The organism is Vreelandella sp. EE27 (genome assembly GCF_968206495.1).
In genome coordinates this window covers 3,193,544-3,207,329 of sequence record NZ_OZ309109.1, presented here as the reverse complement: position 1 = coordinate 3,207,329, position 13,786 = coordinate 3,193,544, and the positions used below count along the sequence as shown (strand labels likewise).

Below are 13,786 nucleotides of genomic sequence, written 5' to 3'. Positions count from 1 at the left end.
AGTTCAGCCCCACAGGTTTAGTAATAGTGCGTTGGTTTCGGCGTCGAGCCGGTAGCCGGTGACGCGCATTGCGCGGCCTGCGCCGTAGCTCTGCCGCGGTGTAATCAACGTTAGGTTCATGCCTTGGGTAGGAAGCGGCGCTTCATGGGCGTCGACCTGCACGGTGTCGCGCCGGGGGCTCAAAAGCTCGAGCACGCGCTGGGCAACCTGTTGGCTCTTCGAGTAGTTGGCCAGCAAACTGGTGATCGTGATTTCAGCGGCGAGCGGGTGGCGGTCTCGAACGGCTTGATCAATGGCCACCACACGACGGTACTGCTTGCCCACGCGGGCACGGCGAGCGTTATCAACATCGCCGGAAAGGTCGGTTTGCTCGGTTTCGATGCGGTCACATTCGATCGTTACGCGCCAAATGGGGAGCCCATTATCACCGGCGCCGGTAGCGCTGCGCGTAACGCTTTCAATCGAGTAATCGCGGATAGCGGTATCGGTGGGCTCGGGCGCTTCCCAAACACCCAGACGCAGCACCTTGCCCCTTACTGAAAGCCAGCCACCAATGCTCTCTGCGATGCGATCGAGCAGGTCCAGCACGTTAGTTTCGCTGTTCAAATAGAGCCGAATGGCGCCGTAAGTATTCAGCGTGGCCACGTCATCTGAATGCAGCGTAAAGTTCTGCTGGGCAGCCAGCTTTTTAGCGACCGTGCCAGCGCGCGCATCGCGCACCTCGGCGTCTACCGTGAGCGTGCCGACGGCGTTCTGGCCCAGTCGGACATAGCCCTGGTAAGCTCGAAACTCACCGGGTGCTGGGGCGGTGCTTTGCAGTTGAGACAGGCTTGAGTACGCACTGCCTTTCTTGAGTGCGACGCCGCGATCGTAAGCTGCTGCCACATTGCAATCCGCTAATGACGATACCTGGTAGATCAGCTTCGCCGTATTGACCTGTACCGGAGTGGCGTTACGGGCTTCGCCCAGCACGATAGGCTTCAGCTCGCCGGCAATGTCTTCTTGGGTACCGTCAAGGCCATTGGGCAATACGTTACTGCCACCGTATGTTTCCATCGGGTATGGCGAGCGCAAAAGCTCAAGCGGATCGCGCAGCACTACAGAGACGTCGGTATCGGAAAATGCAAGGCGCGCCACTGTGCCCTCAACTTGCGTAACGCCGTTATAGGCGAGCGTCATCTCGCGCCCATCGACTGCATAGTCGGCAAGGTAATCGAGCCCGCCATCGGTGTTGATTAATGTGGTTTCGCCGAACCCACTGCGCTGCTGCTGTAACAGTTGCCCGGCATAGAGGCCGCCTTCATATAAACCGGGCTGTAAAATGCGCGGGTCATAGAAGTTATCGGTGGCATCCAGATAGCGGCCTTGGCTAAAACGCAGCGTATGCAGCTTGTTTTCACCGTCCAGGGCGTCCTTGATCGTCAGTGTCCAGGTCATCGTTTGGCCGCCTCAAGACGCTTATCGTCTTCCATGCGCTTGAGCATCTTGTTGCTGCGCTCGATGGCGTTGATCTGGCTATTTGCGGCCGCACCGCGCTGGTTATTGGCCGCTGATAGGTGCTGGTTGCTCTCACGCTGCAACTTCGTGTTCTCGCTGCGAAGCTGCGTCACTTCGCGCTTCAGCTCTCGCAGGGTTTCGACGATATCGTTATTGCCCTGCAACGGGGAGATTGTGGGCAACGCAGGCATTGTCAAAGTGGGGGCATCGTTCCTCATTGACTTGGCGTCTTCAGCGGTCAGCACCTTTTCCCCGCGATGAAGCTCTGCAACGTAGCCGTCGTAGGGCACGTATTCCAGGCCGGTCCGGTGAGAGCCATTCACGCCATTCGGACCCATTACAGCGCGGAAAATACCGGCCATAGCACGTAAGCCCTGAGCATTGTGATTTTCAGAGACAGTGATACCGAGACCGCGTCCCGCGCCATTAAATTTCCGGCTGAACTCATTCGCGATGTTATGCCCCCACCACCGGATAACCGCTTCGTTCTGATTCGCGTTGAGCGCGCGAACGATCGACTGCTCGAGATCGCTTAAATCCCCGGTCTTCGCGCCAGTTTTTAGTTCTGATGTCTGCGCTTCGAGTCGTGAGATCGTGCCATCGCCATTTTCATCAAGCTGATTGAAGATGCGCCGCAGCTCCAGATCCGTCGCCATGCCCTGGAACGCTGCGCGGAACTCGTCATAGTCGATGAGGCCGTCACCCGAGATGTCGATACTGCCAAATTCAGTTGCAATTGCGTTTGCTATGCCACTCGACAACCCACCGAGCCGCGCATTTGTCAGCTCGTGTTGTGAGACGAGCCCATCGCCGTTCACATCGACCCGGCGAATCAGCCGGTCAATCTCGGCATCTGTCGCGTAGGGAGAAAGCGCGCTGCGGATCTGCGCTTCAGTCAGTACGGTCGTACCCAGACGGCGCATCTCCTGGTGCAACACGCTCTTGAGCAAGTCGCTGGTTTCCCAGTCGGCGGTGATCGCGCGTTCGAGGGCGGAGACAGTGCCGTTGCCGTTGAGATCCAGCGCGGTGGCCAGCGAAGTGGTCTGATCGGCCAGCGCCCCTTTAAACTCTTCGGCTAAAAACTGCTCGGCGCTCAGTTGGCCAGGCAGCTTGGCCATCATGCCCTCGACCTTATCGATCGTGGCCGTGGTCTGTGTGCCGCTGGCACTCCAGCCTTTTTGCGCTTCAATGAAGCGATCGGCGTACTGCGTGATGCTGTTCATCGCATCGCGGTCACCGCCTTTCGCCTTGTCGTACTGTTCGTAAAATGCTTGAGAGCTGGCAGCGAGCTGGTCGCCCGGTGAAGCCAGCCCGGCGTCGGTGCCGCGCCGGTTGGCGATCCAGCCGTCGATGCTGTTGCTGAAACCTGCAAGCTGCTGTTTGGCTCGGGCGAGCGCATCCCTCTCCTGATTGATTGCACGCACACGCTCCTGCTGTTGGCGCTCCAGGTTGCGCAGGCGTTCCTGCTCATCTTGCAGTGCCCATACGCGTTGCTGTAGCGGGCGGTTGGATTCATCCAGCGCTTCGAGGTCACGCCGACGTAGTTCAGCTGTATTGCCTTGAAGCGTCAGCAGCTGACGCTCCAGTTGCTCGCGGGCGCGGAGCACGTCTGAAACCCTTTCCATGCCATCGGCGGCACCCTTAGAAGCGAACTCGGCCGCTTCGGCGCTACCGGCGATGGCAGCCAGCGCTTGCTCCAGTGTTGCGGAGCCGGTAGCGACCTGGTTGAACCAGTACTCCATGCCCGCCGCGTCGGGTGCCCGGCCCAATGTGTCCTGGTACTGCTGCTCGAGCATGCGGCGAACGGCGGCGTTGGTTTCGTCCATCGCCGGGGCCAGCTGCATGAGCTGGATGGCCAGACGGCCGCCGGCGGTAGTGTTCATGTCTTGCGCTTCGACCAGGGTACGCAGCTCTGCAACGGTGGTGGGCACCTGGTCGGTGACGCTGGCCAGCGATGCATATAGATCAACTTGTGTGCGACTGAGACGCTCTGCTTCAGTGGTCACCGAGGCATAGTAGTTCTGAGTAATCGCGCTCAGATTTTCGACGCCGCCGGCCGCCTCCTGGATCGCCCACGCGTAGTGAATCGCGCCACTCGCGGTCGTATCGAACTGCAGGTTCAGTCGTTCGGCACTATTGCCGAGCAAGACTGTCGCGTCGATCGCCCGGGTGAGACTCCCGACCGTTCCCTGGATGTCTGTTGTGTTCGTTTCCAGGTGATTGATCAAATCACTCTGAATCTGTGCGTTCAGTGACTGAACGACGCGCTCAAGATTGAGCACTGAAACAAACGCGTTAGCCATCTGCTCGGGATCGCTGATAGCAGTAATAGCCTGCTCGACATACGCGCCGGAGCCGTCAACAATCTCGCGCAAACGAGCATCAAAGAGCCCCTCTGGTCCGGAGTAGGTGAAGCCTTCGACGCTTTGACGCATTGCGTCGAGTCGCTGGTCAATCGCAGCACTGGCCAGCGTGCTATCAAAGACGGCGATCTGGTCCATCAACGTGTTTAGCTGGTCTTGCTGTTCGCCGAGTTTGTAATCGCTGAAGCGTGAGATGCCGAAGCCGCCGAGAGCAGAATCGCGATCGCCGAATACCCCTGGCTGCTGGCCCTGGACAAAGTCGAAGTGGAAGTGCTTTTTGCTCTTGCCGAACGCGGCATCGATTGCGCCGCCGATCGCGCCGCCAATCGCAGCGCCCAACGGGCCGCCCAGGTATGTGCCTGCCACGCCGCCCCCAATGGCGCCCCAGGAGCTGCCCGCTTCCTTACCGAACACCGACTGCCCAAGCTGGGTACCCGCATAGCCGCCCGCAAACCCCGCACCGGCACCGGCAAGCCCTTGCATGCCCTGGAAGTTCTGCATCGAACCGCCAAGGTAGCCCGTCGCACCCGGGCCAGACGTCGCCGCATTAGCAAAGCCCGCGCCACCATAAGCCTGCGCGCCGCCGGCGCCGCCCCACTGGATATTGCCGAACCCGTTCTGCACCGCGCTCCAGGCATTGCCGATACCGCCGGGGCTAATGCCAAAGCCGCCGCCAGGAGCGGCACCGGGCATGCCACCACCCGATGCATTAAAACCAATCGAAGCGGTGATTTGACGAGTAGTGTAGGCGTGGATTACCTCGGCGAGGGTATCGAACGCCAAGCGCTTGAAGGAGCCGAACGCATCTTCCGCGCCGGTCAAGAACGAGCGGTGCATATCGACGGCCGCATCGTCCATCCGCTCGAGCTGTCGTGTATAGAGCGTGGCCATCCGATCGGCTTCGGCGCCGACGGTGGTGGCCAGCTCTTCGCTGTCGCGTTGGGCTTCCTGAAAGCTTTCGTGTAGCAGCCCCATCGCCTGCATGTACTGCACGGCGCTCATTCGGCCGGTGGCGAAGGCGAGGCTCAGCGTTCCGAGATCCTGCGCGTACTGGCGGGCGGCGCGGCGGTTGGGGTTGAGGCGGTCGAGCAGGTTCTCGTATGAGGTGGCGAGTGTTGTAGCTTCCTTGGCCGCTTCACGGGTGGCAACAGTTTTGCGAGCAGTGGACTTTGTTAGTGCATCCGCCGTGACGGTCATGTCACTCATTACGGCATTGGCGGCTCTATCCGAGACGGTCGCCGATTCACGAGCAGCACGGTTCTCTTTAATGGCGGTTCGTAGCTCTACTTGCCGTTCCCACAGCCCTTCCAGTACTTGAGCTTGATCGCCTATAGCGCCACTGAGGCTATCGGCTACACCCTGGTGAGAGTTTTCGTAAAAGGTCTGGCGCGCTTCAAGCTCCATGAGCTGAGCCATAGCCTCTTGAGCTTGAAGAGAGACGGCTTCCAAAGAGCTGATCAGGTTGGCGTATGACGCGTCCATTGCGGCAGCGGTACCATCACGGATGGCATCGCTATTCGCATCAAGGGCATCGGTGGCGTCCTGGGCCGCTGCGTCAACAAAACCGAGCTCTTCGCGGAAATAATAAAGGGCGCCTACTGCAACCACAGCCGCGCCGGCAGGCCCACCAACTAACGCTATGGCACCGGCGGCGCCCCGAGCAGAGGCAGCCATTACATTGTTGGCAACTGTTTGACGGGAAGTAGCGCCGGTCAGCAGGTTCAGCGTACCCGTAGCCGCTGAAACCACCACGGTTTTGGCAGCCAACGCCGCTTGGCTGGTAACGATTGCGCCGGTGTATCGTCCTGCCAACATGACAGCCACCGCCCCGGCGGCGAACTGAATGTTGTCGATGTTATCGACTAGCGGATCAATGGCGGCTGTCATCGTGTCAGCCGCGCCGATCAGGATACCGGCAACACCCCCGGACACGCCCATGGCCTGATCCAGCTCGCCGACCAAGCGAGTGGCCGACGTTTGGATACGCACGAAGCCGTCTTCGATGGTCGCGGGCATTTCGCCGGCGCGGTCGCGCACGTCCTCCAGCGATCCGATCAAGGCGCTGGCGATCACATCGCCGGTAATCTTTCCTTCAGAGGCGAGCCCACGTAGCTGGCTCACCGTCACGCCTAGCTCATTCGCGAGCGACTGGGCCACTTCACCGCCGTTGGCCAACACGGTTTCCAGCCCATCGGCTTGCAACTTGCCGACGGCCATCGCGCGGGACAGAGCGTTCTGCACAGACTCCGCTTGCTGCCCCCGCGTTGCGGTTAGCACCAAGTGATGGTTGAGAGACTCGGTGTAGTCAGCCGTTTCCGCCGCCGAGCGGCCCAAGTCTCTCAGCGCAGTAACGTTGCTGGCGTAAGTGCGTGCCGTTTGCTCAAGCGGCGCATAGGAGGCGTTCGCGATATCGGTAATACGGCCCATCATGTCGCCCGCGGCATCCATATCGCCAATCGCCGCGCCGACCACGGAGCGCATGTCGGACCAGCCATCAACCATCCCCGCCACTTGGCGGACGGAGAATGCGCCCAAGGCCAATCCTACCGTTGTGCGCAGCAGGTTGAAGTGGCTCCTGGTGGTTTGTACCTGCTGGCTGGTTTGGCTAAGTGCCTGCGTGGCTTCACGCCCGCCCTGAGTGGCTTCGGTGCCAAAGATACGCGCTTCGCGCTGGGTACTGCGTAGATGGTCAGAAACCGTGACGGCGCTACGGCCTGGCGCCGCGAGTGCCGTCTCGGCCTTTTGGCTCTCCCGCTCGGTCGTCGCTGAAAACTCCCGCACGTCACCTTGGGCACCCTTGAGGGTGCCGGAGAGCTGGCGGCCGTCGCCAGTTAGGGTAACGCTGAGCGTTAGATCGTTCGCCACGGGGTATCCTTCTAACGGCTAGTTGCGGGGTTCGTTCATGACGCTGAGCGCGCCGCGTTCGATCAATTGCACCTGGTCCAGCCGCTCGAGCTGCTCCGGGGGCGGCAACTGATACAGGGCGATCACGCTGATGACGGCTTGCACATCCAGCCCGGTGGGGCCGCCCATGCCTGCATACCGCCACTGGCGTGAACAGCGCTGGAACGCCTGGACGGCTTGCCAGTTCTCCGGCAGTACTTCGAAAAGATCCGGCTCGGCTTCTGCTGCCTCGACTTCTTCGGCCAGCTCGCCGCTTAGGGTGATGCCCAGTGCGGCAAGGTCATCCTTGACCAGGTTGGGCTGAGCCGTGCTGGCCTCAGCCCAGTGCTTGCCGGCGTCGACCAGGTTTACCGACGGTTCTTTTTTGAAACGCTCTCCTGGTACGCGGTAAGCAACGCGTTGCTGGCGGCCGGATCGTTAATCACAGCATGTAGTAGATCGTCGCCTTCGAGTGCTTTACCGTCTTCACCGGCTACTTCGATGCCATCGACACCAATCAGCACCTGGTCGAGCAGCAGCGTATCGGCCGGCATTTCGCGCAGCTTGTCCTGTGCCACCACTTTGAACTTGGCTTTGAACTTGCCTGTTTGCTCTTTGCCGGCTTCGTCGTAAACGGTCAGGGCAACGGGGTAGGTGTAAGAGCGGGCGGTGTTGAGCTTGAACACGGGTATTTCTCCTGATTGAACGCTGTTTAACCGCCGCTTGGGCAGCGGTTACGGGGTAGTGAAAAAGGGTTTAACGGACGACGATTGAGACTTCGTCGTTGCCATCCACGGGCTGGGGCATGTAGTTGATGCCGAGCATCTGCTTGCCTTTCACATCGGCATAGGTCGGCGACTCGATGCCAATCGACGGCATCTTGAAGTCGATGATGTTGCCCACCTTCTTGCCATGGGTGAGCGTGAGCGCGCCGGTCTCGGCGTCCTGGTGAACCTCGAAGTAGTTCTTTGTGCCAACGCCGGGATCTTCGATCTGAAGCGCGCCGGAGGGGCCACGGCCGTTGATCTCGACCTCGTTTGCGCCCACCACCTCGCTCATGTGCTCCACGCTGTTGCTCATGTTCAGCGAGAACTGGCTGAACGCGACGTCCGCGCCCATCAGCTTCATCAGCTCGGTATTGGTGCTGTTCACCACCAGGGCGTTTTTCCAGTGGCTCAGCGTGACGGTGGGCAGCTCTTCTTGCGTCACCGGGCTGACAAGGCCGTACAGCGTGAAGCGGATGGTCGGGATGCTGTTACCGTTGAGGGTGAACTCCGGGGTGCCGTGAGCGCCCCGGCCCTTGTGCAGGTTGCCGTCCATGTGGGCGAAGAAGACGCAAGAATCCTCGTTCTCAGAGACCGGCGCGTAAGTGACGCTCTCGCCCTCAACGATCACTTCGCTCCAGCCACAGGCGCGCAGCATCGCGCCCCAGGGTGGCGGCGTTCCGGCGGTACCGCTGGTGTTCAATTCCACCTCGACCTGCACCTGAACGTGCTTTTCGCCCGGTGCCTGGGGCGAGTTGCCGTAGTAAGGGCGCACGAAGGTACGGTCGATGTTGTTACCGGCCAGCGGCGTGGTGCTGATCTCGCGGGCCAGCACGGCTTGGCTGGCGGCGTCCGGCGTGGTGGTGCCATCGTTATAGGCGTCTTCCAGGGCGACGATGAGCGCCCGGCGGTTGGTCTTCATGCTCACGTTTGTTCTCCTACCACCGGTACTCAGTGGTGAATACGTCGACCCAAAAAAGGGCGTGTGATTTCAGGCTCAGGATCTGACCGCGCTGCCATTTGATGGCGCTGTCGCAGTCGTCTGGTACCCAGTTGATCAAGCGGCGCAGCATCGGCTTGCGCAGTAGCGTCAGCTCATCGTCGGTATTGCCCATCGGCAAGTTGCGCCGCTGAATACCGGTAACAAGCAATACTTCCGGCTTAACGAGATGAGTAGCGCCGCTGCTCATGTCATGGTGTGTAACGTTGTCACGCCCCAACACCAGCATCCGGCTCGGGTTGGTCTTGGCGTTTTGCGCTGCATCTACATCTGCCGCCAGCTGCACGCGGGGGCCGTCTTCGGTGTTCAACCGCGCAAGCCATGGCGCGAGCGACATCATTAGTTCGCGGCCTTCTCAATGGGCGCGGCTTCCATCACCAGCGCGTGGTCGCGCTCGATCGCTTTGTAGGCGCTGCCCCGGTCATCCAGCGTCAAGGTCTGCCACTCGTTTGTGAGAATGACGCCACACACTTGGCGCTTAACGCCGGTCGCTGTGGTCTTGACCCGGACCTGCACTTGCTTGCGCGCGGGCGGCGGTGATTTTTTCTCAGCAGCCGGGGCCGCTGCTTTAGTGGTCTGTTTGGCACTCATTGCCATCTCCTAGAAACCGCCGCCGTTGAACACCCGGCGGCCTGGGTTCATTTGCACGCTGCCGACGCTGCTCGAAGCCGGACCGGTCGAAACACCCAGCCGCACCTCGCCGCGCGATACGCTTTTCAAGAACTTCACCGCATCGTCGTAGCGCTTCTGGACCTGTTCGCTGGCGTGCTCGTCGTAAAGCCGGTACCGGGCGATGTCGCAGGCGTTTGCAATCACGATGCGCGGCACGGGTATCAGCGGTACCGGGTAGCCGGCGGCGTTGACGTAGCCGTCGATCTCGCCGCTGGCGTCCTCGCACGCCCGCTCGACGACCCCGGTATCAATGGCGGTGCCGCTGGCGTCGCGGGCGATCGCGAGGATCTCGTCGGCGCCGAAGCGCTCGATCAGATCCGCCTGGGTGCAATACGCCATGGTCAGGCCTCCGGCTCGCTGACGGCGTCGGCGATCGGGAAGGTGCAGTCCTCGACCTCGAGCGCCGGGTCGTCGCGCAGTTGCCGGATCTGCTCGGCGTTCAAAAGCTCGAGCGCAATGCCGGTGCCTTCGCGGTTGAAGCGGTAGCCGGCGCGGCGGCGGCTTTTGATGCGGCGTTTCGTGCGCACGAACAGGCCCGGCAGCTCTTTCGTGTCGATTGGTGGCAGTGCCTTACCGGTGCCGTCGCCGATGATCGTGTCGCCGGGCTTATCCGCCGGCGCAGCCGCTTCGGGCAGGGGGGCTGACGTGGGCGTGGTTCTCTCAGCGGCCGCTTTGGCTTCGATGACGGCATGCTCAGGAATACCGGCGCCATAGCCCTTGATCATGCCCTCGGGTTTCTCAGCGGGCGGAACGGCTTCTGGCTCGACCGGCGGTGCCGGGTGGCTTTCATCAACGGCCGGGGCTGCCTCCGGTACCGGCGCCGATGTGGGCGCGGTCGCGTCAGCAGCGGTTTGGGTCTCCGAGACCTGCTGCTTGGCCTTGGCGGTAGTTCGTTTACGTGTGGTCATGAGGCTCTCCGTTTACAGCGCCTGCCAGAGCAGGCGCTGTAAGTGGCGGGTTAACGTGCCGTTAGGCGCTGGCCAACCAGGGGTTCAACACCAATTGGGACGTGTTCGCCCACTGGTTGGTCGCGCCGGCGGCGTTCATGGCGTTGTTCAGCACCGCGCGGGCCTGGCCTTCCATGCTGCTCGGCACCATGGTGTGGCTATGGCGTAGGGCGAGCGGGCGGCCGTAATCACCTTTCATCGCCTGCAAAGCCTTGCGGGCGGCTTCGTAGTTCTCGGCGTTGAACGGCTGGCGGGAACGCACGGCTAGTTGCCACAAGCCAGCGCCGGCATTGACGCGGGCATCGGTACCGAACAGGAACTGGTCGGTCATGAAGACGGCGGTATCGTTCAGATCGGTCAACGCGCGGAAGCTGTAATCACGCCGGCGCTGGAACACGATTGGCTTGATGACACGGGAGAGATCCATTACGTACCAGGCATCGCCCAAGCCGCCCATATCGTTTGAAACCGAGGTCTCCACGCCCACGGCGTTGAGCACCGGGTGGTCGGCATCGAACAGCGGCTGGCCGTCGTAGCACTCCGGGTTGGCTGCCAACACCTCGACGGCGAGTTCATTGGGGTGCTCACGGCTGGAGCGGCCGAACTCTTCGAAGACCGGGGCGTAAAGGCCGTAGGTGTCGTCTTCGATCGCGTCGCGGGAGACGCCTTCGGTCAGCTCGAACTTGCGGTTCTTGATCGAGAAGCCGGCGCCCTCGAGCGAGTGAATCACCCGGTCGCCCAGCCACTCGCGCATGCGCGGCAGGCTCTTGAGGAACGGGTACACCTCGACGGCGGTGGTGCTGGGCACGATGGTGCAGAACTGCTCATAGAGCGCGCCCTGTTCGCCCATCGAACTAAAACCCTTCTGGAAGTTGGTGTTGAAGGCCTTGTACAGCGCCTGCAAATTGGCGGAAGTGAGGTTCATGGTGGTTCTCTATCCTTTGTCTGGTGAACGCCGGGCCTGTCAGGCGCTGGCGGCCGGGCCGTTGGTCGGGTCGATGCGTACCCACACGCCGAAGTCGCCGACGCCGTCGATGATTCCTGCGATGGAGCGGGTGCCCTCGCCATCGGTCTTCGCCACCGTCTGGTCGTCGACCAGGTAGCAGTACTGGCCGAGGTCGGCGGGGCCGATGGCGTCGTCGCCCGTGGCGCTGGCGAAGGCAAAGCAGCCGCGCTTTACCTCGATATGCTGGTCACCGTTATCGCCAGTGCGATTGTCCTGGTAGTGCATGGCCACGCCGGCGGCGATCAGACCCGTGCCGGTAGAACCTGCGGCAGCGAAACCGCTGGCGATGGAGACCACGACAATGCCGCCTGCAAACACCTCAACCCCGGCCGCCATCGGGTGGCTGCGGCTGGTGTTCTCGCGGTACGGCGTGTTGCGGTTCTGGGTTTGAGCAGTCACGTTGATGTCCTCTGGAAAGGAGAAAGATTCGCGCGTGGCTTACGCGCTAGCGGCCGGGTTGGCGTTGCGGTACTGCTCCGGCGTCAGGCCCATGCCCTTGCACACGGCAAGCTCGGCGTCGCTCAGATCATCCTTGCCCTCATTGCCTTTTGGCGCCTGGCCTTGGGTTTGGGTGGTCTTCAAGGCGGCGATGCTGGGCGCGCCTTGCACATACGCTTTGCACGCTGCCAACCCTTGGACGCGAAGCCAGTCGGCCGTGGCTTTACCGGGGATGCGTCCATCTTCCAATCCGCCTTTGATGAGGGAATCCAACTCGGCGGTATCGCCGCTGGCTTTCAGCGCGGCGAGTTGCTGGGTGGTTTCGTCATACACGGCGCGGGGCACGTACTGGCTCATGTCCGGGGCGGTGGTGCCGGATGCCTTGAGCGCGGCCACCGCTTCGGCGGGTTTCGCGTCGTCTTTGGCACCGAGTTCTTCACGCAATGCCTTGGCGTCAGCGTCGCCGGCCTTTAGCGCGGCAATGGCAGTGTCGATCTGCTCGTCGGTGGCATTAGTGGCCAGTCCGAGCGTGGCAATCAGCTGTTCACGTTTCACGGTGTCGATCTCCTGGGCGTCATTAGTGACGTCGTGGGTAATCGCCATCCGAGCAGCGGCAAGCTGCGCCGCGCCCTCATCAATGGCGGGGGTGTTGGTTAACGCCAGGTGCAGCAGGTCTAACGGCACACCGTTGGCGTCGTAGGGAAATACGGGGGAGAGATAACGGTATTCGTTGGCCTCAATCGCCGCGCTTGCGGCCGCTGTCCAAGTGATGGCGCCGTACAGGCCGTCTTCACGCCATTCAAGCGAGCGCGGGTCTAGCCAGCCTGAAGCAGGCGCGGGCTTACCGTTCTTTTCGGCGTAAAGGGTTTGGTGTTCGTAGTCGAGGGCAATATCAGTGCTGCGCCCAGCGGCCAAGCGGATAATCGCTTGCGCAGCATCGGCGGAGAGGTGCCAAGGCCCGTTGCCTTCAGCAGCCCCACGCGGTGCGTGGAAGGTGCCGGCAGGCATCAGGCGCGTCTTGTCGCTGGTGGCTTGCACGCTGAGGGCGCAAACGGCAACGCGGGGCTTTGAGTGAAGGCTTTGTGTTTTCATGCCCCCATGATCGGGGGCTTAGGGCGGGGCGTGGATTTAAAGCGCTTTAGGAAGTTTTTAACTTTTAGGCTGAAAGCTGCATCGAATTAGGCCCTTCAAAATTCTTTGTGAAACCCAGGTCCTTGCGCATCAAATAAATCAACTGGTCTAGCTTGGGCTGTAGTGTTTCATTAGATTCACTAATCTTTAAACCTTCGAGGAGTCGAGAGAGTTTTATAAGTACTTTGTCAGAAGCAACCAAATGCATTCGGTTACAGGCTCCTACGAATGCATACCGTGCATCTGGGTTGCCAGGTGTGACGACATAGTCATTAAGAGTGCGTACAAAATCTTTGTAGTGCTCCAGCTTTTCCTGCCTGATAAGCGCAATTCTGTCTCTGCTTTTATTAAATATGTATGTAGCGATAGCTATAGCAAAGGCTGTATATGGGGCAACTAAAGTCTGAAAGATTTCTGAAAACGTCATGAGCCTCTCTCTAATCGGTGTATCTGGGAAATCTAACGCAGGTCTAACGCCCCTTGCTAGCTAAATCCGGGCCAACGTAGTGGGTCGGGGCGTGCGTGGCGTGTGCGCCATTTCTCGCAATCACCACTCAACCACTCAAATGGTCGGCCAGGGTGGCCAGTACCTCGTCATTATCGTCTCCATTCAGCCCGATAAACTCTCGCCCCGGAATGTCGCCCCATAGGTGGGGGAAGTCAGCTTTGGCACCACCGTAGTTCTGCATAGCGGCGTAGACCATCAGGCTGCCCCATTCGACGCTGTCTGACGCTGCGCTATAGCTGAACTGCTTAGCCAGTTCTTTGCTTTCGCCTTCTAGCACCCGGCCGTGGCCTTTGCGCTTTTCCGTTACCGGCGCGTTGGGTGCCCAGGCGCTGCCGTCCGGGGCTTTTTTGTCGCGGAAGCGCTGCTGGGTGCGGTTGACCATCTCTTCGCCGATCGACTTCATCGGTGCAGAGAGATCCTGTCCCTTGTTGATCAGGTCTTGAATAGCGCGTTCGACCTCACCGCTTTCTACGTTGATGGTGCCCATGGTTCTCTCCTATACTGATATTGCCTGTCCTCGGTATGGCTACCGACCCCTTCGCCGATTGGCGTTGATGAGGGCTAGCATGGGTGCCTC

The 13,786-nt window shown here is 60.8% G+C and carries 14 protein-coding genes; all 14 read right to left on the bottom strand.

Annotated features, from left to right (window positions below):
• Positions 1-3: 3 nt before the first annotated feature.
• Positions 4-1,437 (bottom strand): hypothetical protein, encoded by a 1,434-nt coding sequence (locus ACWHVV_RS14995; protein WP_447926951.1) that lies wholly within the window; start codon positions 1,435-1,437, stop codon positions 4-6.
• Positions 1,434-6,725, bottom strand: a complete 5,292-nt coding sequence (locus ACWHVV_RS14990; RefSeq protein ID WP_447926950.1) for a tape measure protein — start codon at positions 6,723-6,725, stop codon at positions 1,434-1,436. Before ACWHVV_RS14990 ends, ACWHVV_RS14995 begins: the two co-directional genes overlap by 4 nt.
• 18 nt (positions 6,726-6,743) lie before the next feature.
• Positions 6,744-7,010 carry a DUF1799 domain-containing protein gene (locus tag ACWHVV_RS14985; RefSeq protein ID WP_447929167.1) on the bottom strand — a complete coding sequence of 89 codons (267 nt, stop codon included), beginning with the start codon at positions 7,008-7,010 and terminating at the stop codon, positions 6,744-6,746.
• Between the two features lie 101 nt (positions 7,011-7,111).
• Positions 7,112-7,429, bottom strand: coding sequence for a hypothetical protein (locus ACWHVV_RS14980; protein WP_447926949.1), 318 nt, complete (start codon positions 7,427-7,429; stop codon positions 7,112-7,114).
• Positions 7,430-7,499: 70 nt separating this feature from the next.
• Positions 7,500-8,429, bottom strand: a complete 930-nt coding sequence (locus ACWHVV_RS14975) for a phage tail tube protein (protein WP_447929166.1) — start codon at positions 8,427-8,429, stop codon at positions 7,500-7,502.
• A gap of 16 nt (positions 8,430-8,445) precedes the next feature.
• Positions 8,446-8,847: a phage tail terminator protein gene (locus ACWHVV_RS14970; protein ID WP_447926948.1), complete on the bottom strand. Its 402-nt coding sequence runs from the start codon at positions 8,845-8,847 to the stop codon at positions 8,446-8,448.
• The gene (locus ACWHVV_RS14965; RefSeq protein WP_447926947.1) at positions 8,847-9,098 is read right to left on the bottom strand and encodes a hypothetical protein; all 252 of its coding nucleotides are present in this window, start codon (positions 9,096-9,098) and stop codon (positions 8,847-8,849) included. The genes ACWHVV_RS14970 and ACWHVV_RS14965 overlap by 1 nt, the downstream gene beginning before the upstream one ends.
• A 9-nt stretch (positions 9,099-9,107) precedes the next feature.
• Positions 9,108-9,518, bottom strand: a complete 411-nt coding sequence (locus ACWHVV_RS14960; RefSeq protein ID WP_447926946.1) for a gp436 family protein — start codon at positions 9,516-9,518, stop codon at positions 9,108-9,110.
• Between the two features lie 2 nt (positions 9,519-9,520).
• Positions 9,521-10,087 (bottom strand): hypothetical protein, encoded by a 567-nt coding sequence (locus tag ACWHVV_RS14955; protein WP_447926945.1) that lies wholly within the window; start codon positions 10,085-10,087, stop codon positions 9,521-9,523.
• Between the two features lie 61 nt (positions 10,088-10,148).
• Positions 10,149-11,051, bottom strand: coding sequence for a Mu-like prophage major head subunit gpT family protein (locus ACWHVV_RS14950; protein WP_447926944.1), 903 nt, complete (start codon positions 11,049-11,051; stop codon positions 10,149-10,151).
• 39 nt (positions 11,052-11,090) lie between these two features.
• Positions 11,091-11,531, bottom strand: coding sequence for a hypothetical protein (locus ACWHVV_RS14945; protein WP_447926943.1), 441 nt, complete (start codon positions 11,529-11,531; stop codon positions 11,091-11,093).
• A gap of 39 nt (positions 11,532-11,570) precedes the next feature.
• A complete protein-coding gene (locus tag ACWHVV_RS14940) occupies positions 11,571-12,608 on the bottom strand; it encodes a phage protease (RefSeq protein ID WP_447926942.1) in 1,038 nt (345 codons plus the stop codon).
• A 118-nt stretch (positions 12,609-12,726) separates the two neighbouring features.
• Positions 12,727-13,128, bottom strand: a complete 402-nt coding sequence (locus ACWHVV_RS14935; RefSeq protein WP_447926941.1) for a hypothetical protein — start codon at positions 13,126-13,128, stop codon at positions 12,727-12,729.
• 127 nt (positions 13,129-13,255) lie between these two features.
• Positions 13,256-13,696 carry a phage virion morphogenesis protein gene (locus tag ACWHVV_RS14930; RefSeq protein ID WP_447926940.1) on the bottom strand — a complete coding sequence of 147 codons (441 nt, stop codon included), beginning with the start codon at positions 13,694-13,696 and terminating at the stop codon, positions 13,256-13,258.
• Between the last annotated feature and the right edge of the window lie 90 nt (positions 13,697-13,786).

Bases quoted from the DNA above. Each gene is read 5' to 3' on its own strand.
- ACWHVV_RS14935 (WP_447926941.1), bottom strand. From the start codon at position 13,128: ATGACGTTTTCAGAAATCTTTCAGACTTTAGTTGCCCCATATACAGCC.
- ACWHVV_RS14995 (WP_447926951.1), bottom strand. From the start codon at position 1,437: ATGACCTGGACACTGACGATCAAGGACGCCCTGGACGGTGAAAACAAG.
- ACWHVV_RS14965 (WP_447926947.1), bottom strand. From the start codon at position 9,098: ATGAGTGCCAAACAGACCACTAAAGCAGCGGCCCCGGCTGCTGAGAAA.
- ACWHVV_RS14960 (WP_447926946.1), bottom strand. From the start codon at position 9,518: ATGGCGTATTGCACCCAGGCGGATCTGATCGAGCGCTTCGGCGCCGAC.
- ACWHVV_RS14970 (WP_447926948.1), bottom strand. From the start codon at position 8,847: ATGATGTCGCTCGCGCCATGGCTTGCGCGGTTGAACACCGAAGACGGC.
- ACWHVV_RS14930 (WP_447926940.1), bottom strand. From the start codon at position 13,696: ATGGGCACCATCAACGTAGAAAGCGGTGAGGTCGAACGCGCTATTCAA.
- ACWHVV_RS14950 (WP_447926944.1), bottom strand. From the start codon at position 11,051: ATGAACCTCACTTCCGCCAATTTGCAGGCGCTGTACAAGGCCTTCAAC.
- ACWHVV_RS14975 (WP_447929166.1), bottom strand. From the start codon at position 8,429: ATGAAGACCAACCGCCGGGCGCTCATCGTCGCCCTGGAAGACGCCTAT.
- ACWHVV_RS14955 (WP_447926945.1), bottom strand. From the start codon at position 10,087: ATGACCACACGTAAACGAACTACCGCCAAGGCCAAGCAGCAGGTCTCG.